The sequence below is a fragment of the Sphingobium sufflavum genome, assembly GCF_021403115.1.
Taxonomy (GTDB): Bacteria; Pseudomonadota; Alphaproteobacteria; order Sphingomonadales; family Sphingomonadaceae; genus Sphingobium; species Sphingobium sufflavum.
Window position 1 is genome coordinate 150209 of record NZ_JAJSSH010000009.1, and the last position, 26195, is coordinate 176403.

Consider the following 26195-nt stretch of genomic DNA (forward strand, 5'->3'; position numbering starts at 1 on the left):
GTGCGCCCCGCGCGAGCCAGCGTGCCGGGGGTGATCGTGTCGGTCATTTCTTTTTCTTCCTGCTGCGTTCCATCGCGCCGCGCGACACCATCACGATGTCCTGAGCGCGCAGATAGTCATTGGTGCCGGGTTTCAGGCCCGCCATCGCCCGTTCCGCCTGCCGCAGCGCCTGCGGCTCGTCGCCGGACAGGTTGGACTGCTCCGCACTGGCCAGCGCGGCGCGCGACAGGTCGCCCTTGCGCGCATAGACGGTGCCCAGCACATACCAGGCAAAGGGATTTTCCCGATCACGGGCCAGCGCGCTGCGCAGCACCCGCTCCGCCTCGTCGAGATGCGACGGGTCTTCCGTCGCGACCAGCGCATGGCCCAGCATCCCCGCGATCAGGCCGTTGTTCGCCGTGCCCGCCGCCGCGCGCCGCAACGGCGCGATGGCGTCCGCCGGATGGCCGTTCTCCAGCAATATCTGGCCCTTCAACTCCAGGAAATAGGGGTCGTTGGGCAAATATTGCAGCAGATTGTCCGCCGCGCCCAGCGCCTGTTCCGGGTAGGCGCCCTTGTGCCAGGCATAGGCGCGGGCATAGAGGGCGGGCGCGGTCATGTTGCTGGGCGGATATTTGCGCAGCGTCACCGGCGGGTCGGACACGAAACCGATCAGCTTGGCCTTTACCCGCTCGAACCGCGCCTCCAGCGCCGGGTCGATCGGGCGGTTCCACGCCGGGTCCGCCTTGTACAGGTCGGTCAGCGTCGCAATCCGGTCGCCGGACATGGGGTGGGTCGTGGCATAGCCATCGTCCGCCGTCTCCGCGACGCGATAACGATATTCGAGGTTCTGGAGCTTCTTGAAGAACTCCAGACTGCCCTTGCCGGTGATCCCGGCGGTGTGGAGATAGCGCGCGCCCGCCAGATCGGCACTGCTTTCCTGCGTTCGGCTGAAGGCCAGATATTTGCCCATCGCCGCCTGCTGCCCGGCGGCCAATATGCCCATCCCCGCCTCGCCGCCGCCCGCCGCAATCGCCGCCGCGCCCAGCACGAGGCTGAGCAGGGTGATTCCGGTCGCGACCTTCATCCCCTCCGACGAGCGGATGATATGGCCGCCCTCGATATGGCCCAGTTCATGGGCGATGACGCCCTGCACCTGGTTGATATTGTCCGCCTCCGCCAGCAGGCCGGTGTGGAGCCACACGATCTGGCCACCCGCGACAAAGGCGTTGATGCTCGGATCGTTGATGAGCAGAACCTGCACATTGCGCGGGTCGAGACCCGCCGCCTTGATGAGCGGGGCCGACGCCTCCGCCAGCAACGCCTCCGTCTCCGCATCGCGCAGCATCTGTTGCGCGCTGGCGGGTGAGAGGCTGAGGTGGAGCAGCAGCGCCATGGCGACCGCCCCGCGCAGGGCGCGCAGGGGACGGCTGGCGAACCTGTCGGCATCGCGGCGGATAGGGGCCTCGCTGCGGACAGCGAAACGAGGGGCGCCGACAAGGCGTGCGTCGCGGATGCGGGTGTTGCTGATGCGGGGATCGCGGATGGGAGCGTCGCCGTCCGATGCGTCGCCCGTCCGGCCACGGCCAAGGCGCTCCGCACAGGCGGAAAAAACGCCCGACAGTCGGCGAAAAAGGCGGGGCTTCAGCGGTGCCATGATGCCGTCATACTGCCTCTGCCTGAACGGGCCCTGTCTGTATGGCCCATCTGTCTGGCCCGTCTGCATCGCCTGCCTATACTCTGATCCGCTATACTCTGGCCCACCTGTCTGGCCCAATATGCCCTGCCTGCATACACCGTTCCTGCCGCGTGATGCCGTTGAATGCATCAACCCCGCCCTTGCGAGCGCCCTGAATTGAAGGCGGGCAAAGCCCCACCCATCATGCAGGGGTGCCGTGGATTGCTTCGCTGCGCTCGCAATGACGATTCAAGGAAACCTGATCGCAGTCTAACGCGATCGTGCGGCCTGTCCACATGCCCCACCCGCTTATCGGTGCGGCGCGATCATCCCGCTGCCGTCCAGCCCGGACAGCGCGCCCCGACAAACAGGTCTCGGAAAAACCCGCCTTGAAACCCTGTCCCGGACTCGACGGCCCGGAGCCAGGACACCGGCACCGACCGGCCCGGAGGGGCACTCCCCAACCCGATGGTCCCGCCGCCCGGCATCGGGCGACCGGATCGGCGACGACCACCGCACAGGAGCGGGGCCGTCGCCGGTCTGGATCAATGACTGCCGGTCCACATAGGGACCGCCGGTCCTGCCTCAGTTGCCGAAGGTGCGCTGCCACCAGCCGCGACGAACCGGCTCGCCCGATTCGTTCACTTCGCCGGCTTCGCCCTGATCGGACGATGCCTCGGCAGCGGCCGGAGCCTCCGCCGGAGCAGGCGTCGCCGCCTCGGCGGCGGGTGCGCCGGCCTCGGCGCCCTCGTCCGCCTTCACCTTCTTCGCGCGGGTCCGGCGCGGCTTGGGTGCGGGCGCGTCCGGCTCGGCCTCGACAGCCGGGGCTGCGGCGGGCGCGGCGGCCAGTGCCGCTGCCTCCGCGGCTTCCGCTTCGATCTGCGCCTTGGTCCTGCGACCGCGACGCTTGGGCTTCACCTCTTCGGCTGCATCCTCTGCGACAGGCGCTTCGGCTGCGGGCGCTTCGACAACGGCGACGGGCGCGTCCACGGCGACAGCCTCCTCGGCACCCTTTCGGGCGCGGGGACGGCGGCGCGTCTTGCGCTCCGGCTCGACGGCCACGTCTGCGACGGGCGCTTCGACGACGGCGTCCGCGACGGGGACGATGTCACCGGCATCGCCTTCGCCAGCCACCGCATCCGCTGCGACCGACTCGCCATCGCTGTCAGCGGCACCAGTCTCGGAACTGCCATTCTCGCCACCACGACGGCGACGGCCACCCCGGCGACCGCGACGGCTCTTGCGGGGCTGGCCATCGTCGCCAACCGCTGCGGCGTCGCCTTCGGACGCGGTGGGGGCAGCGCCGCCCTCCTTGTCGCCAGCGTCGTCGCCCGCATCGCCATTGCCGGCCTCGTCGTCGCCCGAACCTTCGCCCGAACCGTCAACCGAACCATCGCCATTGCCCTCGCCCGGCTCGCCATCGCGGCGGCCGCGACGGCCACGGCGGCGGCGCTTGCGCTTGCGGTTGCCGTCGTCGCCCCGGTCTTCGCCGTTCGAACGCTCGCGCGGTGCGCGCTCGCCCTCGTCCTCGACCTCGACCTCGGCTTCTTCTTCCTCGACCTCTTCCTCGTCGTAGATTTCGTCCTCTTCAGGCTCCTCCACGACGGGGGCGTAGGTCACGACCTTTTCAGGACGCGGCCCGGTCGCCTCGACGGACATGCGCGCGCCCTCGTCCTCGCCATCGGGCAAGATCTGGACCAGCACGCCATAGCGGGCCTCGATCTCGTCGATCTCGCGCCGCTTGTTGTTGAGGACGTAGAAGGCGGCTTCCTGGCTGGCGCGCAGCGTGATGATGGAGCCGCGACCGCGCGCGGCCTCTTCCTCCAGCAGGCGCAGCGCGCTGAGGCCCGCCGACGATGCCGTGCGAACCAGTCCGGTTCCCTCGCAATGCGGGCAGGCGCGCGTGGACGCTTCCAGCACACCGGTGCGCAGGCGCTGGCGGCTCATCTCCATCAGGCCAAAGCTGGAGATGCGGCCGATCTGGATACGGGCGCGATCGTCCTTCAGCGACTCCTTCATCGCCTTCTCGACCTTACGGACGTTGGAGTTATGCTCCATGTCGATAAAGTCGATGACGACCAGGCCGGCCATGTCGCGCAGGCGCAACTGACGGGCGATCTCGCGCGCCGCCTCCAGGTTGGTGGCGGTCGCCGTCTGCTCGATATTATGCTCGCGGGTCGAACGGCCGGAGTTGATGTCGATCGACACCAGCGCCTCGGTCGGGTTGATGACCAGATAGCCACCCGACTTGAGCTGCACGACCGGATGATACATGGCGGCCAGCTGGTCCTCCACGCCGAACCGCTGGAACAGCGACACGGGGTCGGCATAGGTGCGGACCTTGCGCGCATGGCTGGGCATCAGCAGGCGCATGAAATCCTTCGCCGCCTTATAGCCATGCTCGCCCTCGACGATCACTTCCTCGATGTCGCGGTTGTAGATGTCGCGGATCGCGCGCTTGATAAGGTCGGAGTCGTTGTGGATCAGCGCGGGCGCGGTCGCGCCCAGCGTGTTCTCGCGGATTTCGTCCCACAGCCGGGCGAGATAGTCGAAGTCGCGGCGGATTTCCGGCTTCGTGCGGCTCAGGCCCGCCGTGCGGACGATGCAACCCATGGACGACGGCAGCGCCAGTTCGGCGATGATCGACTTCAACCGCTTGCGGTCGGCGTTATTGCTGATCTTGCGCGAAATGCCGCCACCATGGCTGGTGTTGGGCATGAGGACGCAATAGCGACCGGCCAGCGACAGATAGCTGGTCAGCGCCGCGCCCTTGTTCCCGCGCTCTTCCTTGACGACCTGCACCAGCAGCACTTGACGGCGGCGGATGACGTCCTGGATCTTGTAGCGGCGACGCAGCGCCATGCGCTTGCGGCGCAGCTCCTCGGCGGCGGCGTCGATCTTGCTGCCGCCCCGGCGGCGCGGACGGCCACGGCCACCCTCTTCGCCCGAACCTTCGCCTTCGCTCTCGCCCTCGGCGCGCTCGCCCGTGTCGGTGCCGTCCTCGGCGCCCTCTTCGGCCGACGCATCGCCATGATGGCCATGATGGTCGTCGTCCTCGTCATGATGGGCCTGGTCGTCAAAGCCATGCTCATGCCCGTCATGGTCATGATCCGGGCCGTCATAATCCTCGTCCTCGGCCTCGCGCAAAGCCGCTTCCTCGGCGGCATGTTCCGCCTCCTCGGCCAGCAACGCCTCGCGGTCCTCGCGCGGGATCTGGTAATAGTCGGGATGGATTTCCGAGAAGGCCAGGAAGCCGTGACGGTTGCCACCATAGTCGACGAACGCCGCCTGAAGCGACGGTTCGACGCGCGTTACCTTGGCGAGATAGATGTTGCCCTTGAGCTGCTTGTGCTCGGCGGACTCGAAATCAAATTCCTCGATCCGGTTTCCCTTGACGACGGCGACCCGGGTTTCCTCCCGGTGGCGCGCATCGATCAACATGCGAAGTGTCATTCAAATATCTCCAGCCATCCCGCCTGTCGGGGCGTGCCCGATGCTGCCGGATGGACTTGTTGGCGGAGTCCGCCGCGCGATACAGCGATGGGCGCAAAATTGCGCCATTCTGTCGCGAACGGGTCCAATGGGGTGAAAAAATAGATGCGTCTGCTGCATCGGCCGCGCCGGTCGTCCCCAATTCGATGGGGTCATGCCCGATTGTCCATCGGGCGCGCCGGTCAGCTGTCCATGCCATCTGCCGCTCAAAAGCGCGCTGACGGACGGACAAATCATACCTCATGCAGCATCAACCTGTGGCATCGCTTTGAAAAAGGGAGCGATGAAGAAAACCCGGTCAAGTCCATGCACCGATATAGTTAACGGACACTTGCCAGACACCTATGGCTAGCAGCCCTTTGTCATGGGGGCAACGGCGAATTTTACGGCTGTATGACAGGCGACAGGACCGGCACAGGACGTCATGCTGGCGTCGACGGCAAAAAGCGGTGGACCGGCGGCAGGCGGACAGCGCAATATAGGGCCAATGCTTCTCCTCCTCGCCGTGATCGCGATCGCGCCCCCTGCCGCCGCCCTTCCGTCCCCCGCCGCACCCCGCGCGGCGGGCCTGATGGATGTGCGGGTGGACGGGCGGGCAGCCCCCCTGCCCGCGCGCATGGCGCGGCGCGCGCGCCAGACGCACAGCATCACCGTCGCCATACCGGCGTCCGCCCCCGCCATCGGCCTGCCGCCGGTCGCCGGGCCGGACAATCCCGACCGCCCCCTCATCATGATCGACGCCGGGCATGGCGGGCATGATCCCGGTGCGGTCAACGCCACCCATGGCTGGCGGGAGAAGGACGTGACGCTCTCCATCGCGCGCGCCATCCGGACGGCGCTGCTCCGCACGGGCCGCTTCCGCGTCGCGCTGACCCGGAACGAGGATGCCTATCTGATCCTCCAGGAACGCTATGACCTGGCCCGGCGGCTGGGCGCGGACCTGTTCCTGTCGGTCCATGCGGACGCCGCCGCCAATCCCGACGCGCGCGGGGCCAGCATCTACACCCTGTCGGAAGTCGCCTCCGACCGGGAGGCGGCCCGGCTGGCGGCGCGGGAAAACCGCGCGGACATATTGAACGGCGTCAACCTGTCCGGCCAGTCGTCGGCCGTCTCCAACATATTGATCGACCTGACCCAGCGCGACACCATGGGCCGGTCCAGCCAGTTCGCCCGCATCCTGGAGCGGGAGGGCGCGTCGCTCATCCCCTTTCAAAAGCCCGCCCACCGCTTCGCCTCGCTCATCGTGCTGAAATCGCCGGACACGCCCTCCGTGCTGCTGGAAACCGGCTATATCAGCAATGACGAGGATGGCGGCCTGATCCGCAGCGCCGCCGGGCAGCGGCGCATCGCGGACGGCGTGGTGCGCGCCATCACCGTCTATTTCGCGCGGGCATCGGCGGACTGACGCGCCATGAAGCGGGGCAGCTATCTGGGCGGGTCGACCATCATAGGCCCCGGCGCGACACGGCGCAGGGCCGCCGAAGGGGACGAGGCGGCATCGGCTGTAAAACACCAGCGCGACGCCCGCGCGCGAAAGGCGGGCATCAAGACCGTGGGCAAGAACCGGATCGCGATCCAGAAGGCCCTGCGCGCCATGCCCCCGGTGCCCCCGTCCCCCAATGTCGCGGCCGGACGGCTCAACCGCCGCATGGGCGGGGTGGAGGTGCTGGTGCGGCAAAAGAACGGCGTGGTGGTCGTCACCCGCCCGGCCCCGGCCGGCGCATCCGCAGCCCCGCCCAAGACCGTGCCCAAAGCCGGTCCCAAAACCTCGCCCCGCACGCGACTCGGCCTGAAGAAGCCCGGCAAGAGCGGTTAGGCGGACCTGGCGAACGCCGTCCCGCCACCATCTCCACCGTCGTCATGCCGGACCTGATCCGGGATCCCGCCTGTGCCTGATCGCATCCACCTGAACACCCCGGATCAAGTCCCACTTGCGCCAGGAGGATATAATCACCGTTCGCCCTGAACTTGTCGAAGGGCAGTGCTTCGCTTTTGCAGCCGCATTGAAGGGACAGGACAGTCCTTCGACCAGCTCAGGACGAAGGGGAGCACGCAGACATACTCAACCGGGACAACTGCGGACTGGATTCGGGTGACGAAAAAGCCGATGCCTGTGTTGCAAGGCGAGCGGATCATCGGCCTCCCAACGCGGGTGGCCAATACCCACAACCCATCACTCCGCCACCGCGCCACCCTCGACACCCGGCAAACCGACCCTCCAAAAATCCGATTGCCGATTCTTGCGCTTTTCCGCCATCCTCCCGACCATTCGGCACCACGGGCGCCGAACAACCCCAACGCCCCGGCACCCTAGCCACCCAACCACCCACACACCCTTCGCGAAAGCCCTCCCCCATGCCCCTTCCCCGTCGCCCCATCGCCATCGTCTTCGACATGGACGGCATCCTGTTCGACACGGAACGGCTCTACCGCACCGCATGGTTCGCCGCCGCGGCGGACGAAGGGCATGTGATGACGGAGGCGCTGCTCCTCAGCAGCATCGGCAACCCATGGCCCACCACCAGCGCGCGGCTGGTCGAACATTATGGCCCGGATTTCGCGGCGGACGCCTTTCGCACGAAAGTGCTCGCCCGCTTCGACGCCCTGCTGCCCGACGAACTGGCGCTGAAGCCGGGCGTTGAGGAACTGCTCGACGCGCTGGACGCATGGGGGCTGCCCCGCGCCATCGCCACATCCTCCGCGCATGCGGCCGCGCGCCACCATCTTGCCGCCCATGCGCTGACCCATCGGTTCGATCATGTCGTGGCGTTCGGCGACTATGCGCAGGGCAAGCCCGCGCCCGATCCCTTCCTGACGGCGGCGGCGCGGCTGGGCGTCGATCCCGCCCTGTGCGTGGCGGTGGAGGATTCGCACAATGGCGTGCGCTCCGCCAGCGCGGCGGGGATGATGACGATCATGGTGCCCGACCTGCTCGACGCCAATGACGAGATGCAGGCGCTGTGCGTGGCCATCGCACCCGACCTCCACGCCGTGCGCGACCTCCTCCACGCCACGCTGGCGCACGGATAGGCCGACCTTGGCGCACGGATAAGCGGCGTGCGCCCGCAAAAGCGTTTCCAACTGACCACGGACAGGTTACAGGCCGGAACCTATGGCGGAAGACGCGAGCGAGAAGCAGAATTTCCGGATCGTTCGGGACGATGGGGGCATCAGGGGACGGCTGCGCGCGCTCTGGGCGGGGCGCTTCGTGCGCTGGCTGGCCTTTGCGGCGGGCGGGCTGCTCATCCTGTTCGGCCTGTTCTGGCTGGTGTTCGCGCGCGACCTGCCCGACGCCGACGCCCTGCTGACCTATGAACCGCCGCTGCCGACCATCGTGCGCGACGGCAATGGCCAGCCGATCCACAGCTATGCCCGCGAACGGCGCGTCCAGCTCCAGTACAGCGATTTCCCGCCGCAACTCATCGCCGCCTATCTGTCGGCGGAGGACAAGACCTTCTTCGATCATCATGGCGTCGACTTCCCCGGCTTTGCGGGCGCGGTCTTCGACTATGTGACGAAGATCGGGTCGGGCCGCCGGGCCAAGGGCGGCTCCACCATCACGCAACAGGTGGCCAAGAACCTGCTGATCGGCGACGCCTATTCACCGACGCGCAAGGTCAAGGAGATGATCCTGGCCTGGCGGATGGAGGATGCGCTGACCAAGCATCAGATCCTCGAACTCTACCTCAACGAGATTTTCCTGGGCCGCAACGCCTATGGGGTACAGGCCGCCGCCCGCGCCTATTTCGACCGGGACGTGGCCGACCTGACCCTGCCGCAGATGGCCTATCTCGCCATCCTGCCCAAGGGGCCGTCCAACTATCGCCCCGAATCCCCGACCGGCCTCGAACGGGCGCTGGACCGGCGCAACTGGGCGCTGGGGGAGATGGAGAAGAATGGCTATATCACCGCCAGCCAGCGCGCCGCGGCACAGGCGGAACCGCTGGGCACGGTGAACCAGCGCGCCGACGGCTATGAGCGGATCGGCGGCTATTATATGGAGGAGGTCCGCCGCCGCCTGATCGACAAGTTCGGGGAGAGCGCGAAGGACGGACCGAACAGCATCTACGCGGGCGGCCTGTGGGTCCGCACCCCCATCCAGCCGTTCATGCAGGCGCAGGCCAGCAAGGCGCTGCGCAACGGCCTGCTGCGCTATGACGCGGGTCATGGCTGGTCCGGCCCGCTCGCCACCATCGACCCCGGCGAACGCTGGGCGTCGGAACTGGCGACCAGCAACAAGGGCGTGGATCATGAGGACTGGCGCGTCGCCGCCGTCCTGTCCAAGAACGGCGACAGCGCCACCATCGGCTTTCGCGGCGGATCGACCGGCACCCTGCCCGCATCGGCGGCGCAAATGGCCTATCGCAAGGCCGGGACCAGCGCCTTCGTGGCGATGAAGCCGGGCGACCTGATCGTGGTCAAGCCGGTGGGCGGCGGCAGCTATGCCCTGCGCAACATCCCCGCCGTGTCGGGCGGCATGATGATCGAGGATGTCCATCATGGCCGCGTGCTGGCCATGCAGGGCGGCTTCGATTCCCGCCTCTCCTCCTACAACCGCGTGACGCAGGCGATGCGGCAGCCGGGATCGACGATCAAGCCGTTCGTCTATTCCGCCGCGCTCGACAATGGCATGACGCCCGCGTCGATCGTCCTCGACGGTTCCTTCTGCATCGACCAGGGCGGGCGGCTGGGCCGCAAATGCTTCCGCAACTTCGACAGCCGGGGCATGGGCGGCTCGCACACCATGCGCTGGGGCATCGAACAGTCGCGCAACCTGATGACGGTGCGCACCGCGTCGCAGACCGGCATGGACCGTGTCGTACGCCTTATCAAGCGGATGGGAATCGGCGATTATTCCCCCTATCTGGCCGTTGCGCTGGGATCCGGCGACACCACGGTCGAACGGCTGGTCAACGCCTATGCGATGCTGGCCAATCAGGGCCGCCGCATGGTGGCGCGGCCCATCGACTATGTGCAGGACCGCCATGGCCGGGTGATCTGGCCGGACAACTGGCGCCCCTGCGACGGCTGCAACAAACCGCAGTGGGACGGGCGGGCCATGCCCCGCTTCGCGCCGACGTCGGTGCAGGCGATGAACCCCATGACCGCCTACCAGATGGTACACATCACGGAGGGAGTCGTGCAGCGCGGCACCGCCACCGTGCTGGCCGACCTCAAACGGCCCCTGTTCGGCAAGACCGGCACCACCTCCGGCCCGACCAACGTCTGGTTCGTGGGCGGGTCGCCGGACATCGTGGCGGGCGTCTATCTGGGTTATGACCAGCCGCGCAGCCTGGGCGGATACGCACAGGGCGGCCGCATCGCCGCGCCGATCTGGAAGGAGGCGATGAAGCCGATCCTCGACCCCATGCCGGTCAAGCCCTTCGTCGCGCCTGCGGGCATCCGCATGGTCCGCATCGACCGCCAGTCGGGCCGCCGAATCTTCAGCGGCTGGCCGACCAACGAGCCGAAGGCGGCGATCATCTGGGAAGCGTTCAAGCCCGATACGGAACCGAAACGATCCATGCGCCTTGACGAGATGACGGCGGGCAAGGCGCAGGCGACCGCCGCCCGGCGCAACGCAGGGCCACAGGCCAGCTGGGATTTCGCGGGCGACCAAGGCGGCATATATTGATATTCGCGCACGGGCGGTCCGACACGGCCCCCGCGCACAGGCATTTGGAGAAAGACGATGCGCGCCGAAGCGCAAGCCTATTGTGACCGTATCAACGCCGCCCTGGCCCTCCTGCGCACCGCGCTCGACTGGGACCGTGCGCTGCGCCGTCTGGACGAGCTGAACGCGCGGGTCGAGGATCCGACGCTGTGGGACGACCAGAAGAAGGCGCAGGAGGTGATGCGCGAGCGCACCCGGCTGGACAACGCCATCACCGCCACCCGCTCCATCGAGACGGAGATGACCGACACCGCCGAACTGATCGAGATGGCGGACGAGGAAGGCGACAGCGCGCTGGGGGACGAGGGCGTGGCCGCCCTTTCCGCGCTGGCCGACCGCGCGGACAAGGACAAGGTGACGGCGCTGCTGTCCGGCGAGGCCGACGGTTTCGACACCTATATCCAGATCAACGCCGGCGCAGGCGGCACCGAATCGCAGGACTGGGCCGAAATCCTCCAGCGCATGTATTATCGCTGGGCCGAACGGCGCGGCTACAAGGTCGAGATCGTCGACTATCATGCGGGCGAGCAGGCGGGCATCAAGTCCGCCACCATGCTCATCAAGGGCGAGAACGCCTATGGCTATGCCAAGACGGAGAGCGGCGTCCACCGCCTCGTCCGCATCAGCCCCTATGACAGCGCGGCGCGGCGGCACACCAGCTTCTCGTCCGTGTGGGTCTATCCGGTGATCGACGACAGTTTCGAGATCGACATCAAGGAGAGCGACCTCAAGATCGACACCTATCGCGCGTCGGGCGCGGGTGGCCAGCACGTCAACACGACCGACTCCGCCGTCCGCATCACCCACGTTCCGTCGGGTATCATCGTCGCGTCGCAGAACGACCGTTCGCAGCACAAGAACCGCGCGACCGCGATGAACATGCTGAAGGCCCGCCTGTACGAGGCGGAGATGCAGAAGCGCGAGGCCGAGGCCAGCACCGACTATGCGGCCAAGACGGAGATCGGCTGGGGCCACCAGATCCGCTCCTACGTCCTCCAGCCGTACCAGCTGGTGAAGGATCTGCGCACCGGCGTCACCTCCACCTCGCCCGACGACGTGCTGGACGGCGCGCTCGACCCCTTCATGGCCGCCGCGCTCAGCCAGAAGGTGACGGGCGAGAAGGTCGAGGTCGAGGACGTCGATTGATCGGTCGGCCTGCCTCTGCCCGGATGAACCCTGACGCGGGGAGCGGCGCAATCGGCGCCGATCGTCGCCCCCGCGCCATCGCGCCCCTGTCTCTGCCACCGCTGTCCCTGTACCCGCTGTCCCTGTACCCGCTGTCCCCGCTGCCCCCTATGCAGCCCCGTGCACAGGCCAGCGCGCAGCCGCAATCGTGGAACCCTGCACAGACGCAGGCGCGGGGCGGGACAGCCCCCCGCCCCCGGCGCGCGAAGGGCTGAATGGCCATGCTGGCCCGCCGCTCCCGCCTGCTCCTCGCGCTGGCCGCCGTCGCGGTCACGGCGGGCGCGGCCGTCGTGGCGGGTTGCGACGGCATGGGCGCGGACGAGAGCGACGGCCGCACCCACAGCGCCCGCGCCTTCCCCGCCGCCGACCGGCCCGTCGCCGCGATCATCTCCACCCGCTGGTCGGACGAGGAAGCGCGCGACCGGCTCAACGAATCCGACCAGATCATGACCATGGCGGACGTGCGCCCCGGCATGACCGTGGCGGACATCGGCGCGGGCGAGGGCTATTACACCGTCCGCCTCGCCCGGCGCGTGGGGCCGGAGGGCCGCGTGCTGGCCGAGGACATCGTGCCGGAGATCATCGACGCGCTGGGCCGCCGCATCAACCGGGAGAACTGGCAGAATGTCAGCGTCAAGCTGGGCACGCCCGACGACGCCAAACTGCCCGCCGCCAGTTTCGACCGCATCTTCCTGGTCCATATGTACCATGAGATTGCGGAGCCTTACGCCTTCCTCTGGCGGCTCTACCCCGCGCTGAAACCGGATGGGGAGGTGGTCGTGGTCGACGCCGACCGGCTGACCGGCAACCACGGCACCCCGCCGCCCCTCCTCAAATGCGAATTTGAGGCGGTCGGTTTCCGCCAGTCCCATTTCCGCGACAGCCCCTTTGCCGGCGGCTATATGGCGCGCTTCCGGATCAGCGGCAAACGCCCCGCCCCCGAAGCGATCAACCCCTGCCATGTGCAGGTGTTCGCGAAATAACCCCGCCCGCCGTCAGCCCAGCAGCCGATCCTGCAACCACAGGATCGACGGATAGGCGCAGATCCAGATCCAGAAAAACCGGTTGAGGCCGAACAGGCAGGCGTTCGCGCCATGGAACAACGCCGCCATCGCCAATCCCGCCAGCAGCGTGGGATAGGACAGAAAGCTCAGCGGAAAGATCAGCTCGAACGCCATCACCGCCCATCCCGCCCAGAACAGCAGGCGGGGATGCCCGGCCCATCGGCGGACATTCTCCCCCGCAGGATAAGCGGAAAAGCCGAACACATCCCGCAACGCCCGCCCGCTGCGCCAGTCCGGGTTCATGACCTTCACCCACCCCGCCATGAAATAGGACAGCAGCAGTTGCAGGCCCAGATAGCCAAAGGCCATCTCCCGCCAGCGCGCATCGGGCAGCGCATGGGCGCCGGTGACGCAGCACAGGATCAGCAGGCTCATCTTGTCCGCCCCGCCATTATAGGGGCCGTTGAAAAAGGGCAAAATGAAGAGGTGGTTCACCACCAGCGCCACCAGCAACACCCCCGCCAGCGCGCCCGGCACGCCAACCCCCATCATCGCGCCCGCCGACACCGCCAGCAACGCCAGCGACAGGATCAGGCGCGGGACGAACAACAACCTCTCGTGCAGGCGCGCGGCGGGGCGCAGATGCTCCAGGCTCTGCTGGATGAACGCCATCGCCATCATCGCACAGCTCAGCGTCAGGGCATGGTCCAGCGTCATCGCGTGACCAGTCCGGCCATCGGACGCGCGCCGGAGAGATAGACGATCTCGCTCGCCCCCTCCTCCGCCCCACCCGCACAGCGAACGAGGCGCAGCCGGATTTGCAGATAGCCGCCCGGATCACAGCCCCCCTCCCGGTCCAGATGCCGCGCCACGCGCAACATCAGCTCCAGCTCGCTGGGACCGGCGGCCTCCACCGTGGGCGCGCGCATGATCCGCTCCGCCAGGCTGACCAGGAACAGGCTCTCGTTCCACTGCGGATTCCACAGCAACCGGCGCAGCATGACCCCCGGCGTCAGCACGGCGGGGCGCGGCCGAAACTCCCGCCACGGCCCGGCCTCCTCTCCCGGCGCGGCCAACAGGGCATAGTCCACGCGCGGACTGGCCGTCACCGCGTCGAAAAAGCGCCAGGACGGCATCAGCGCGGGCAACAACAGGCGCAGGCCCGTCAACGGGGAGGATGCCATGCGCGGTGCCTTTCTTCGCTCATGATCGTCGGGACCACAACTCTGGAGCCAGATCGCCGGGGCAAGTCAACCGCTTGTAGAGCACAAGCCCCCGACGGCAGGTCATGATTTTCGGCGATCCGCACGGCCCCCGCGTCATGTCCGCCACGCTGGCTTCCCGCCCCCCCCATCCGTCACCCCGAATGACGGGATATGTCCGTCTTCAGGAGCAGGACGCCGAAGCTCCCGTCTCGCTTCACCCCCTGTTTTCGCGGTCATGCTGTCCTCGCGATGACGAATTGGGTGGATAGAGGCCTGACGGCCGGGGATTGCGCCGGGCGCATGGCGCGGCCACATGTTTCCGCAACGTTCCAAGGGAAGGAGGCCATGATGTCGATGAACTATGGGATGATGGGATCGAACGACGTGGCAAAAGCGCGTCCCTGTTAGGATGCCCTGTTGCCCTGTTGCCCGTGATCGGCGGAACGATTTTGGCGGATTTCATGCCGCACGGCTTGCGCTGCCAAATGCGCGATGGCGGGCGCATCTGGGTTGCCCGACCTCTTAATCCGGAAGCGGCGGTGCCGGGCCATGGCGCCATGGCCCGGCCTTTTGTGCGAGAGTGAGGCTGAAATCTGCGCCGCCCATGCCGCAGCGTTCGCGAACGGCGGCCATAACGAAGGCGATCCCGGCCCGCGTCCGCAGCAATATGGCCCTAATGCTTACGGTGCCTATGCGCGCGATCTGGACGGCAACATGATGCGCTTCGTGTCTTTCGGTGAGCCGTCTTAAATCCTGTCATGGAGGCGGGTTTGAGGGGTTGGCAGACCCCTCGGATTTCCCTTTTCAGGACAGACCGGCGCTCAGGCGTTTCCCGGCATCCTTCGCGGACGGTCGCAACGCAAAACGTCAGGCATGACCGGCTATGGTTGGCTTGCCACCCGCCACGCGCACCCCGCCGAACGCCGAACGACGCACAACACCCGCATCCAGCGACCCTATCGCGCGCAAAACAGGCACAAAGCTGGCGCAACCTTGCCCCGTTTCGACCATATTGGTCCCAAAACCGCGCCATGGCTTAGCAGCTTCCTAACATTTCCCCTGTACCCGCGAAGGCATGAAGCAGGAGCCGGTCGATCATTGGACGCAAGCGGGCGCGACGCCGGCGCAGGGCGCCGCCATGCCCCCCGCCTCCCTGTCCGCTCCCTCTCCCCCCCCTCCCGCCGACCCCGTGTCTCCCGCTCCCTGTCCATGGGCGGAGGCGAACAGCTTCTACGAACCCGCCATGCTCCATGCCGCGCTGGCGCAGTTCGATCCGGCGGGGCAGGTTCGCCGGCTCGATGTGACGGAGGATAGCGGCGATGGCGGCGAAGCCACGCTGTTGGCCCGGCTGCCCGTCGCCGCGGCCACGCGCCATGGCCGTTATCCGGCGCGGCATGTCGCCAACTGGGTCCATCCCCATTGCTATTATGGCGCGCCGCTGCTGCGCGCCGGGCGGGAGGAGGATGGCTGGCGCGGCCTGCTCGCGCAACTGGACGCGGCCGACTGGTCGGGGGATTTCCTGCACCTGCGGCTGGTCGATGGCGATGGACCGGCGGTTCGTGCGCTGGCCGCGCTGTGCGCCGCGCAGGGCCGGACCATCGTCGAGATCGAACGTTATGAGCGCGCCCTGCTGCGCAGCCCCCTCTCGGCGGAGGATTATTGGACGCAGAATGTCCGGTCCAAGAAGCGCAAGGAATTGCGCCGCCAGCAGAACCGGCTGGCCGAATGTGGCCGCATCGAACGGCGGGTGCTGACCGATGCGGCGGACCTGTCGCCATGGTGCGACGCCTTCCTCGCGCTGGAGGCGCTGGGGTGGAAGGGGGCGGAGGGCACGGCGCTGACCGCCGATCCGGCCAATGCGCGATTCTTCCGGCAGGCGTGCGCCGACGCTTTTGCCACGGGCGGGCTCGACATGCTGCGCATCGACTGCGACGGGCGGGCCATCGCCATGCTGGTCAATTTCGTCGGCGGCGGCGGGGGTTTCTCGTTCAAGATCGCCAATGATCCCGCCTTTGCCCGCTATTCGCCGGGCGTGCTGGTGGAGATGGACAATCTCGCCCGCGTGCTGGACGACCGGCGCACGCCCTGGATGGACAGTTGCGCCATGCCCGGCCACCCGATGATCGACAGCCTGTGGGCGGAACGGCGCGCGATCGTGCAATATCGCGTCGCGCTGCACCGGCCGGGGCTGCGCGGGCTACGGGGTCGGGTAACTCGTTACGCTATCGACACAATAGAGGCACTGGCCGCCCGCGCGCGGCACCGGAGGAGCGCATGACCACCCTGTTGGATTCCCCCGCGGGGGCCGCCGTCGAAAACACCCGTTCGGTTGGTCATCCTGTAACTTTCGCCCCCGCCGCCCTGGCCGCCTTCGCCGCCGCCTACCCCGATTTTCCTGCCCCGCTGACCCATGGGCTGGCCGATCATCCGCTGCTGACCGTGGACGCCATCGCCGCGCTGGCCGACCGGCTGCCGGGCGCGCAGGTCGAGTACAATCCAGGCAAATTGCCGCTGAGCATCACGGCGGAGGACACCCCCCGCCCCACCCTCTCTATCGCCCAGACCATCCGCACCATCGGCGACAACGGGTCATGGATGGTGCTCAAGAATGTCGAGAGCGACCCCGCCTACGCCGCCCTGCTGGACGCGGCCCTAGAACCGCTGCGCGCCGTGGTGGAGTCCCGCACCGGCCCGATGGCGCACCGCGAGGCGTTCATCTTCCTGACCTCACCGGGCAGCGTGACCCCGTTCCATATGGACCCGGAGCATAATATCCTGCTCCAGATCGCAGGTGGCAAGGTGATGACGGTCTTCCCGGCGGGCGACACCATGCTGGTCCCGGCGGAAAAGAGCGAGGGCTTCGCGCTGGGCGCGCACCGCAATCTGGTGTGGGACGAGGTGTTCCGGGACAGGGGCACCGCCGTCCCGCTGGAGCCAGGCGACGCAATACTGGTGCCGGTCAAAGCGCCCCATTTCGTGCACAATGGCGACCGCGTCTCGATCAGCTTCTCCATCACATGGCGGTCGGAACGCAGTGTGGCGGAGGGGGAATTGCACAGCTTCAACCGCCTGCTCCGCGCGTGCGGCCTGCCGCTGGTGCGCGTGTCCGCGCGGCCGGAGCGGCAGAAACTGGCGCGGCTGGGTTATCGGCTGATGCGGCGGCTGGTGGCCTGATCGCTCAGCGCCGCAACAGCCGCCGCAGCCAATATTCCGCTTCCAGCGCCGGGCTGAACCGTTCCAGCCTCCACCATTCCAGCACCTCGGCCCCGGTGGACAGCGACTGCTTGTAACGGTCTTTGCCCGCCAGCAGCGAATAGAGGTCATGACCCCGCTCCGCATAATGGCCGATGGCGGCGGCATGCGCCATGAGCCCCGGCTTGGCCTTGGCGGTGGGCGGTTCGGCAAAGGCGGACTGATAGTTCATCGCCCGCCCACCCGCCAGGAGGGTGACGAGATAGCCCAGCAGAACCTCACCCGCGGCGATGCGCAGCAACTCCACCGATCCATCTACGCGGCCCGTGCGGACGATCTCCGCCGCAAAGGCGCGGAAGCTCGCATGGTCCCACGCATTATCGGCGTGACGCCCACTGTTGAGCGCCTCCATCTCCGCCAGCCATGCCGTGGCAGTGGCGTCGTCGGGCGCGATCTCGACGCGAGCAACACCGGCATAGTCCTTTGCCGACCGCCTGATCTGGTTACGGCTATTGGCGGACAGGAGAGAGAGGTAGTCACCACCCGCAACCCGCACCGCGTTCAGATCCACATGATAGGCAGGCGAACTGTCGAGCAGGATGCGGCGGCGCGCCGGGATCGCTGCCACCAGCGGATCGCCGGAGACCACACCGGAGAGGCGGATCGCGCGCCAGTCGCCCCGCTGATCGAGCGCGGTGGCGATGGCGGTGGCAACCGCTTCCTCCTGCCCCTGACGACAGAGCGGCGCATTATATTCGATGAAAGCGCGGTCGGCATCGGCGTCGCCCGCCTCGTTCAGGCGCAGGGTGGCGACACGGCCCAGCAGCCGCCTATCCCGCGACCGCCCGATCAGCGCGAGGGCTACTTCAGCGCCCGCAGCATCCCGTACCGCCAGCAGCACGGGACGCGCGCCGGTCGCGCGCAACCAACTGCCGATCCATGTCCAGCCGGTGAAGATATTCGGCGCGGCCTGCGCCTCCAGCGCGCTCCAGCGCAGTTCGAGCTTAGGTAGGCCCGGCAGCGGCTCAAAACGGACGGTTAGCGCGGCGGACCCCATGGCACAGCGTCATGTGGCGCGGCGACGGGGGCGTCAAGCCCGCTCGTCAACCCGCCACGCACAGGCGGGCGTCGCTCCGCCGCTCGACCGCGACGGAAACGCCCAGCAGCATGAGGCCGCCCAGCGCCAGCAGGCTGCCCACCCAGCCGGTCGAGGTCCAGCCATAGCCCGCCGCAATCGCCAGTCCACCCAGCCATGGGCCGAGCGCATTCGCGAAGTTGAAGGCGCTGTGATGCAGCGCCGCAGCCAGTGTCTGCGCATCGCCCGCGACATCCATTAGTCGAATTTGCAGGATGACGCCAAAGCCACCGCCAAAACCGATCATCAGGACCGACAGCGACAAGGTGCCGATATTGCCCGCCATCGCCGGATAAAGGGCGAGCGACACCGCACTCCACAGGATCATGCCGGCCGCGGTCGGCAGCATGGCCCGGTCGGCCGCCCATCCCGCGAACAAATTGCCCAGCGTCAGGCCCAGCCCGAAAATGCCCAGCACCAGCGGCAGCAACGCTGGTGAAACATGCGTCACCTCCAGCATGGTGGACGCAACATAGGTATAGACGGCGAACAGCCCACCGAAACCGATCGCGCCGGTGGCGAGCGTCAGCCACACCTGCTTACGCCGCAGTGCGCCCAGTTCCCGCAACGGGCTGGCCCCTGCTGCCGCGCGATCCTGCGGCGCGAACCGCCAGACCATAGCAGCGGTGAGCAGCGCCAGCACCGCGACGACGCCGAAACCCCAGCGCCAACCGATAGCCTGCCCCAGCGCATTAGCGAAGGGTACACCGATGATCGTCGCGGTGGTCAATCCCGCCATGACCCGTGACACCGCCTGCGTACGACGGTTGGGCGGCACCAGCCCCGCCGCGACCAGGGCCGAGACACCAAAATAGGCACCATGTGGCACGCCGCTCAGGAATCGGAACAGCAGCATCCAATGATAGTCCGGCGCGAGCGCACTCAGCCCATTGGCGACCGCGAACATCGCCATCAGGCCGATCAAGAGAGTGCGGCGCGGCACTTTCGCGGCCAGCACCGCGATGATCGGCGCGCCGACCACCACGCCCAGCGCATAGGCGCTGATGACGTGCCCCGCCGTGGGCGCGTCTATGCCCAGGCTTGACGCGAAATAGGGCAACAGGCTCATGGTCGCGAACTCGGTCGTGCCAATGGCGAAGCCGCCCATAGCGAGGGCCAGCATCACGAGACCGGGATGCACGGTGCGAGGGGATTCGGGCAAGAGCGTCTCGGTAAACAGGAGGAAGCAAGTACAGCAAATAGGGACACCGGCTCACTGTCGCTAATGCCTTTTGCCTCTTCGCAGTTGCGAAAACTGCATGTGGTCAGCGGATGCGACTCAACCGCTGATCGAGCCAGAGCAGAAGATGGCCAGCACTTACAAACCCCGCCGCCATCACGACGGCATGGACGGCCACATGCGTCCAGCCATGGGCGGGGAAATCGAGGAAGGGGTAAGCGAAACGCCCCTCTACAGCGCCGCGCACCAGAGCATAAGCGAAATAGGCCAGCGGATAGAGCGTCCACAGCCATGGGTCACGCCGGGTCAGGCCGCCCTTGGGCGCGGCGACCAGCCAACCGAGCGGCGCCAGGACAGGCGTTGCCTTGTGCAACAGCCCGTCCGCGATCAACGCGCCTCCCCTCAGCGGGTGGAGACCCGTGAGCAGCAGCGCATAGACAATGCCAACCAGCAGGATCGCGAGAGTGATTCCGCCCAGCCGTCCCGGCGTGGCGATGTCCCTGCGTCCCAACGCCAGCGCCCCAAACAGGATGGCCAGCAGCAGATTGGTGACGATCGTGAAGAAATGCACCAATATCCACAGCGTCGCGGGCACGGACTGTTCGACCGCCAACGTGGCCGCAAACTGCACGGCCAGCCCGGCCCATGCGGTGAGCGAGACGATCCCCGCGACGGCACCGGACACGCGCGGCACCCTATTCCCTTGCCGCGAAGAGACGTCGACCGAACCGCCGCCACAGCCAGACCAGCAGCCCCGCCAGCACAGCCCAGGGCAGCAGCGTGATGAGGACTGTCAGGATAATGGCGAAACCCGCCACGATATTGGCCCAGCCATCCTTGATCGCGCCGATAATCGGCCCATCGCTCAGACCCGGATCGACATTCCCGGAGACATAGGTGAAGGTCATCGGCGTACTGGCCAGCTTGAGGGCGGCCGTTTCGCGCACGGCCACCGATTGCCGTTTCTGGTCGGACAGGCCGTCCAACCGTGCCTGCAATTGTGTGCGCTCAGCGGCACTCAGACCCGGCCTGGCGGGTTGTTGCACGATGCGGCTGCGCTCTTGTTCCACGGCGGCGTTGTCCCGATCGACCGCTTCGACCTCCGCACCCGATTCCTCGCTGTCGATGCGTGCACCGGACAGCATGCCGCCGCGCTTCACCACCGTCTCCACGCCCGTCTTGCCAAATCCGCGCGCGATCTCCGGGGCCAGCTTCATCTGAAGCGATGCCGTGATCGTGCGGTTGCGCTGCACCTGATAGTCCATGCCGGTGATCCGGCAGCGCGCAGGCGTCAGAACCTCGCACTGGGCGGCATGCTCTTCCTGCACCATCGCGAGCCGCTCCGCAGGCAGGCGAAAGCCATATTGGTAGGTGAGCGACATACCAGGCACTCGTGTCACCGCGACATTGGGCATCAGGGCCTGCGTGTCGGCAAAGCCCTTCTCCTCGGCAGCCTCCGGCTTCCGCCCGCAAGCCGCCAGCAGCAACAGGGTCGTAGCCAACCATATCCGTCGCATCGCTTCTCCCGCCCGCTTCCATCGGCACGCCTTGTTCTTTCACGACATTCCGACGAGCGCAACGAAAGACGTCAGCCGCCCGGCGGTATGCGCAGGTCGAGCGTCACGGGAAACTCACCCGCCCTTTCTTCTGACGGCATGTCGACCGGACCAGGCGTATGACCATAATCCTGGAACCGCGCCTTGCGCCGCGCCTCCGCCTCATATTCATTGACCGGCACGATGTCATAATTGCGCCCGCCCGGATGGGCGACATGATAAACGCAGCCACCCAGGGACCGCCCGCTCCAGCTATCCAGCACATCGAAGGTCAGCGGCGCATTCGCCTTGAGATAGGGATGCAGGCAGTTGGCCGGTTCCCACGCCTTGTAACGAATGCCCGCCACGCCCTCGCCGGGAGTGGCGGTGGCCTGCATCGGCACGCGCCGGCCGTTACAGGCGATGACGTGCCGCCCAGCGACAAGGCCGGTGGCGCGCACCTGCACCCGCTCGGTGCTGCTGTCCACATAGCGAACAGTGCCGCCGATGGCCCCGGTCTCGCCCAACACGTTCCAGGGTTCCAGCGCATGGGCGATTTCGAGGGTGACTCCACCCGCCTCAATCGTGCCATGCACGGGGAAACGGAACTGGCGCTGCGCCTCGAACCAGGCTGGGTCGAAATCATACCCAGCCTGCCGCAGATCGGCGAGCACGTCGAGGAAATCGGCCCACACATAATGGGGCAACAGGAAGCGATCGTGCAGCGACGTGCCCCAGCGGACAAGACGCCCCTGCTGCGGATCGCGCCAGAACCAGGCCACCAGCGCACGCAGCAGCAATTGCTGCGCCACGCTCATCTGCGCGTCTGGCGGCATCTCGAACCCGCGAAATTCGACGAGGCCAAGACGGCCGGTCGGGCCATCGGGCGAGAACAGCTTGTCGATACAGATTTCGGTGCGATGCGTGTTGCCGGTGGTATCGACCAGCAGGTTGCGCATCAGCCGGTCGAGCTTCCAAGGCGGTAATTCACCAACCTCGGGACCAGGGATCTGCGCCAGCGCGATCTCCAACTCATACAGGCTGTCATGCCGTGCCTCGTCGATGCGGGGCGCCTGGCTGGTCGGACCGATAAATAGGCCGGAGAAGAGGTAACTGAGCGAGGGGTGACGCTGCCAGAAAAGCACGAGGCTCTTGAGCATGTCCGCACGGCGGATGAAGGGCGAATCGAGCAGTGTCGGCCCACCCATGACGAGGTGATTGCCGCCTCCTGTGCCGATGGATCGGCCATCCACCATGAACTTGTCGGCGGTCAGGCCGACCTGCCGCGCTTCCTCATACAGGATCGTGGTGATCTCCACCGACTCGCGCCATGTCGTCGCGGGATGGATGTTGACCTCTATCACGCCGGGGTCGGGCGTAATCTTGAAGACGCGCAGCCGCGGGTCGGGTGGCGGCGGATAGCCCTCGATACGGACCGGAATACCGGTCTTCTCGGCAGTCGCCTCAATCTCCGCGACCAGTTCCAGAAAATCGTCGAGCGTCTCCACCGGCGGGATGAAGATGGAGAGATAGCCCTCGCGCGGTTCCACGGTGATAGCGGTGCGGACCGCGCCGTCGATGATGCGCTGCTCGACCCGCTCCTGCGCGTCATGGCCACCTTCCGCCGCCTCGACACGCTCGGACCGTTGCTCCCTTTCGCGAGGAGAGTGGGCCTCCGCATCGCGTTGCCCCCGGAAATCGGCCAGCGGCTCCCGCGCTTCGCTGGTATCGCGGGCATGGATATAGGGGAAATCGGACGGCGGCACATAGGGCAGCGATCCCAGCGGCAGGCGATAGCCCAACGCACTGTCGCCCGGCACCGCGAACAGGACGCCGCGGCGCACCTTCCACTTCTCGCTCTTCCAACGGGGCACCGCCGCCACCTTGCTGTTCCACCGCTGGATAGGCAGGACATAGCCGACCGGATTGGAGAGGCCGCGCTCGAACGCGCGCACAATGCGGCTGCGTTCCTCCGGGTCGTCTATCTTGGGATCGGTAGGGGAGACATTGTCGGGCAGTTCGGCTTCCTTGACCGACCAGCTCAACGCATCCTCATAAACGGCATCGACATAGTCCGTCTCGACGCCCAGCGCCTGCGCCGTCGCGATCAGAAACTCCCGCGCGACAGCGACGCTGAGTTCCGGGCCGGCGGCCGCCTGATCCCCGTTCTTTGGCGGCAGGACCGATCCGGCGATCAGGCTCTGGTCGCGCCACACCGGCACGCCGTCGGTGCGCCAGTACAGCGAATAACCCCAGCGCGGCAGGCTCTCACCCGGATACCATTTGCCCTGCCCATGGTGGAGCAAGGCACCCGGCGCAAAGCGTTCGCGCAGGCGGCGGATCAACTGGTCGGCGTAGAGCGCCTTGGTCGGGCCGACCGCATCGCCGTTCCATTCGGGCGCTTCCGGGTCATCCGCAGCGACGAAGGTCGGTTCTCCGCCCGTCGTCAGCCGCACATCCTGCGCGATCAGGTCGGCCTCCACCCGGTCGCCCAAGGCGAGCAGCGCCTCCCAACGGCTGTCGGTGAAAGGCTTGGTGATCCGCACCGCCTCGGCAATGCGGGATACGGACATCTCAAACTCGAAATTGACTTCCGCATAGTCGGCAACGCCGGTAATGGGCGCGGCGGAACGATAGTGCGGCGTCGCGGCGAGCGGGATATGCCCCTCCCCCGCAAACATGCCGGACGTGGCGTCGAGCGCGATCCAGCCCGCGCCCGGCACATAGGCTTCCGCCCAGGCGTGGAGATCGCACACGTCCTGCGTCACGCCCTTGGGGCCTTCCACCGGCTCCACATCCGCCACTAGCTGGATCGAATAGCCGGACACAAAGCGCGCGGCGAAACCGAGACGGCGCAGAAGCTGGACGAGTAACCAGGCAGAATCGCGGCAGGATCCGGTGCCGACCTCCAGAGTCTCCTCCGGCGTCTGCACGCCCGTCTCCATGCGGATGACATAGCCGATATATTGCTGGACCCGGCTGTTCACATGGACAAGGAAATCCACCGTTCGCCCCCGGAAACCGGCCATTTCGGCGACCAGCGCGTCGAAACGCGCACCCTGCGGCTCCAGCCCATGATAAGCGGCCAGATCGGACGCGATCACCTCGTCATAGGCGAAGGGATAATCCTCCGCGTAAGGCTCCACGAAGAAATCGAACGGATTGATAACCGCCATGTCGGCCAGCAGGTCGACCTCGATCGAAAAATGATCGACCGGATCGGGGAAGACCACCCGCGCCAGCCAGTTGCCATGCGGGTCCTGCTGCCAGTTCAGGAAATGGTTCGCAGGCTCTATCTTGAGCGCATAATTGGGGATTTTCGTGCGGCTGTGCGGCGCGGGCCGCAGGCGAATGACCTGTGGGCCAAGCCGGATAAGCCGGTCATAGCGGTAGGCCGTCTTGTGGTGCAACGCGGCTGTAATCATATCCGCATCAAACGGCGATCCTTGTTGCAATGCAACACAAATCTGCGGCTACCTGAAATGGGCCGTCATTCGCCCTATCCCATACGCCGCCCTGCCCAGATGACCCGGCCGACGATCGCCACGCTGTCCGGGTCTACATCGTCCCAGTCCGGGTAGGCGGGATTATCGCTACGCACAGAGAAACGGTCACGGCGCAGCGTCATGGCGACCCGCTTCACCATCAGTGCATCGTCGAGGCGCAGCACATATATGCCATCGCGCAGCCGGTCCGCGCCATCACTGCGATCCACCATGATATCGTCGCCGTGACCCAGCGTCGGGGCCATCGACTCGCCGTCGACACGAATGATCGACAGGCTGTCGGGCCGCCCGCCCAGATCGCGCAACCAACGCGGGCTGAACGCAATGGCGTCCGCCGCCGCTTCATCTTCATCCAGCGACCCAGCCCCTGCCGACGCGCCGAGCGGCAGGCGGGGCACGACCACCAATTCCCGACCGGGAGGATATTTCCTATTTCCGGCGGTGAGCGCAGGCCGGACCGCAGGCACCCCCCCGTCCCTTCCCCCCAGCAGGCTCTCCTCCACGCCTAGGAAACGCGCGATCCTGCGGCGATCCTCCTCATCCAGCTTTCGCGGCGTACCCCGCTTAACATATTGCTGAATATAAGCAGAATTGCGCCCCAGCAGTGCTGACAGGGCACCATAGCTGGTCCCTTTCTCGCGGATCAGCCGGTCCAGCACGTCGCGGGGCGATGTGTCATCCATAATGGAACATATAGGATAGGATTTTTCCTAGACAAGTAGGATTTGATAGAGAACAAAAAAGGAACATTTTGATTCGAGCGAACGGAGGCGCGCGCCATGACCATCTTGAGAACCGTCGAAATCTTCCTGCGACAGACGGGCATGGCGCCGACCCGTTTCGGGCGGGAAGCGGTGCGCGATCCCCGCATCGTGCTGGACATGCGCAACGGGCGGGAACCGTCGGAACGCATGTGCCGCCGCCTGCGCCACTTCATCGCCACCCATGGCGACTGGCAACCGCCGGTGCGGACAGCCGTCCGAAAGGCCACGCCCATCCAGAATCAGGGAGCACAGGCATGAACGCGCGCGCAATCTTCCCGGCGACAAAGATGAAAGCCTATCGTCTCGCTCGCCGCAACGACGCGATCAAGCCCAGTTCGCCCCGCCCGATGCGCCGCGATTGCCATGGCCGCCTGCTGACCGCGCTGGTCGAAATGGCGGGACCGGGCAGCGAAACGATCGACAGCCACATCACCGGATGGGCCAGCGCCACGTTCGTCGGTGCGCGCCATGGTGTGACACTGGTGATTCGGGGGGATAATGTGGAGGTCCGCGCCGCGGCGCTGCGCCAGTCCCTGCCGGACGCGGAATTCGCCCTGGCCGGTCATATCGTCGCCGACCTGTCCGTCGATCATTGTAGTGCGGACGACGATGTCTGGTTGCTGACACTCTCCATCCTCACCATCGAAGCATGGTGAGGCGACGAAA

At 66.7% G+C, this 26195-nt stretch carries 20 protein-coding genes and 1 pseudogene; 11 read left to right on the forward strand and 10 right to left on the reverse strand.

Annotated elements, in window-relative coordinates:
* Positions 1-43 precede the first annotated feature (43 nt).
* Together LWE61_RS14155 and LWE61_RS14160 are read right to left on the reverse strand one after the other, a co-directional pair.
* Complete coding sequence (locus LWE61_RS14155) at positions 44-1375, reverse strand: M48 family metalloprotease (RefSeq protein ID WP_234151361.1); 1332 nt, start codon at positions 1373-1375, stop codon at positions 44-46.
* A gap of 867 nt (positions 1376-2242) precedes the next feature.
* The gene (locus LWE61_RS14160) at positions 2243-5110 is read right to left on the reverse strand and encodes an Rne/Rng family ribonuclease (protein WP_234151281.1); all 2868 of its coding nucleotides are present in this window, start codon (positions 5108-5110) and stop codon (positions 2243-2245) included.
* Between the two features lie 432 nt (positions 5111-5542).
* Here LWE61_RS14160 and LWE61_RS14165 point away from each other — a divergent pair.
* From LWE61_RS14165 to LWE61_RS14190, 6 genes and pseudogenes are all read left to right on the forward strand, one after another.
* A pseudogene (locus LWE61_RS14165) lies at positions 5543-6554 on the forward strand (N-acetylmuramoyl-L-alanine amidase family protein).
* Positions 6555-6560: 6 nt separating this feature from the next.
* The gene (locus tag LWE61_RS14170) at positions 6561-6965 is read left to right on the forward strand and encodes a hypothetical protein (RefSeq protein ID WP_234151283.1); all 405 of its coding nucleotides are present in this window, start codon (positions 6561-6563) and stop codon (positions 6963-6965) included.
* Between the two features lie 539 nt (positions 6966-7504).
* A complete protein-coding gene (locus LWE61_RS14175) occupies positions 7505-8179 on the forward strand; it encodes an HAD family hydrolase (RefSeq protein WP_234151285.1) in 675 nt (224 codons plus the stop codon).
* A gap of 82 nt (positions 8180-8261) precedes the next feature.
* Positions 8262-10784, forward strand: coding sequence for a penicillin-binding protein 1A (locus LWE61_RS14180; RefSeq protein ID WP_234151287.1), 2523 nt, complete (start codon positions 8262-8264; stop codon positions 10782-10784).
* Positions 10785-10841: 57 nt separating this feature from the next.
* Positions 10842-11969, forward strand: a complete 1128-nt coding sequence (prfB, locus tag LWE61_RS14185; protein WP_234151289.1) for a peptide chain release factor 2 — start codon at positions 10842-10844, stop codon at positions 11967-11969.
* A 260-nt stretch (positions 11970-12229) separates the two neighbouring features.
* Entirely contained in the window at positions 12230-12991 is a 762-nt protein-coding gene (locus LWE61_RS14190) for a class I SAM-dependent methyltransferase (protein ID WP_407696244.1), read from the forward strand.
* 12 nt (positions 12992-13003) lie between these two features.
* Here LWE61_RS14190 and LWE61_RS14195 read toward each other — a convergent pair whose 3' ends face one another.
* Together LWE61_RS14195 and LWE61_RS14200 are read right to left on the reverse strand one after the other, a co-directional pair.
* Positions 13004-13729: an HTTM domain-containing protein gene (locus LWE61_RS14195; RefSeq protein ID WP_234151291.1), complete on the reverse strand. Its 726-nt coding sequence runs from the start codon at positions 13727-13729 to the stop codon at positions 13004-13006.
* Complete coding sequence (locus LWE61_RS14200) at positions 13726-14196, reverse strand: hypothetical protein (protein WP_234151293.1); 471 nt, start codon at positions 14194-14196, stop codon at positions 13726-13728. The genes LWE61_RS14195 and LWE61_RS14200 overlap by 4 nt, the downstream gene beginning before the upstream one ends.
* 570 nt (positions 14197-14766) lie before the next feature.
* On the opposite strand from LWE61_RS14200, the gene LWE61_RS14205 reads away from it, so the two are divergent.
* The 3 genes from LWE61_RS14205 to LWE61_RS14215 all read left to right on the forward strand — a co-directional run bounded on the left by LWE61_RS14205 (position 14767) and on the right by LWE61_RS14215 (position 17391).
* Positions 14767-14967 carry a VOC family protein gene (locus LWE61_RS14205; protein WP_234151296.1) on the forward strand — a complete coding sequence of 67 codons (201 nt, stop codon included), beginning with the start codon at positions 14767-14769 and terminating at the stop codon, positions 14965-14967.
* A 325-nt stretch (positions 14968-15292) separates the two neighbouring features.
* Complete coding sequence (locus LWE61_RS14210) at positions 15293-16495, forward strand: GNAT family N-acetyltransferase (protein ID WP_234151297.1); 1203 nt, start codon at positions 15293-15295, stop codon at positions 16493-16495.
* The gene (locus LWE61_RS14215) at positions 16492-17391 is read left to right on the forward strand and encodes a cupin domain-containing protein (RefSeq protein ID WP_234151298.1); all 900 of its coding nucleotides are present in this window, start codon (positions 16492-16494) and stop codon (positions 17389-17391) included. Before LWE61_RS14210 ends, LWE61_RS14215 begins: the two co-directional genes overlap by 4 nt.
* A 4-nt stretch (positions 17392-17395) precedes the next feature.
* Here the strand turns inward: LWE61_RS14215 and LWE61_RS14220 are convergent, their stop codons facing one another.
* From LWE61_RS14220 to LWE61_RS14245, 6 genes are all read right to left on the reverse strand, one after another.
* Positions 17396-18466, reverse strand: a complete 1071-nt coding sequence (locus LWE61_RS14220) for a GNAT family N-acetyltransferase (RefSeq protein WP_234151299.1) — start codon at positions 18464-18466, stop codon at positions 17396-17398.
* Between the two features lie 46 nt (positions 18467-18512).
* Entirely contained in the window at positions 18513-19667 is a 1155-nt protein-coding gene (locus tag LWE61_RS14225; RefSeq protein ID WP_234151363.1) for an MFS transporter, read from the reverse strand.
* 142 nt (positions 19668-19809) lie between these two features.
* Positions 19810-20409: a Pr6Pr family membrane protein gene (locus LWE61_RS14230; protein ID WP_234151300.1), complete on the reverse strand. Its 600-nt coding sequence runs from the start codon at positions 20407-20409 to the stop codon at positions 19810-19812.
* Between the two features lie 10 nt (positions 20410-20419).
* Entirely contained in the window at positions 20420-21241 is an 822-nt protein-coding gene (locus LWE61_RS14235) for a DUF4349 domain-containing protein (protein ID WP_234151301.1), read from the reverse strand.
* 71 nt (positions 21242-21312) lie between these two features.
* Positions 21313-24684: a transglutaminase family protein gene (locus LWE61_RS14240; RefSeq protein ID WP_234151302.1), complete on the reverse strand. Its 3372-nt coding sequence runs from the start codon at positions 24682-24684 to the stop codon at positions 21313-21315.
* 74 nt (positions 24685-24758) lie between these two features.
* Positions 24759-25448 carry a S24 family peptidase gene (locus LWE61_RS14245; protein WP_234151303.1) on the reverse strand — a complete coding sequence of 230 codons (690 nt, stop codon included), beginning with the start codon at positions 25446-25448 and terminating at the stop codon, positions 24759-24761.
* A 96-nt stretch (positions 25449-25544) separates the two neighbouring features.
* Between LWE61_RS14245 and LWE61_RS14250 the strand changes: the two genes are divergently transcribed.
* Both LWE61_RS14250 and LWE61_RS14255 read left to right on the forward strand, forming a co-directional pair.
* Entirely contained in the window at positions 25545-25787 is a 243-nt protein-coding gene (locus LWE61_RS14250) for a hypothetical protein (RefSeq protein ID WP_234151304.1), read from the forward strand.
* On the forward strand, positions 25784-26185 hold the full coding sequence (locus LWE61_RS14255) for a hypothetical protein (RefSeq protein WP_234151305.1): 402 nt from the start codon (positions 25784-25786) through the stop codon (positions 26183-26185). Before LWE61_RS14250 ends, LWE61_RS14255 begins: the two co-directional genes overlap by 4 nt.
* Positions 26186-26195 lie beyond the last annotated feature (10 nt).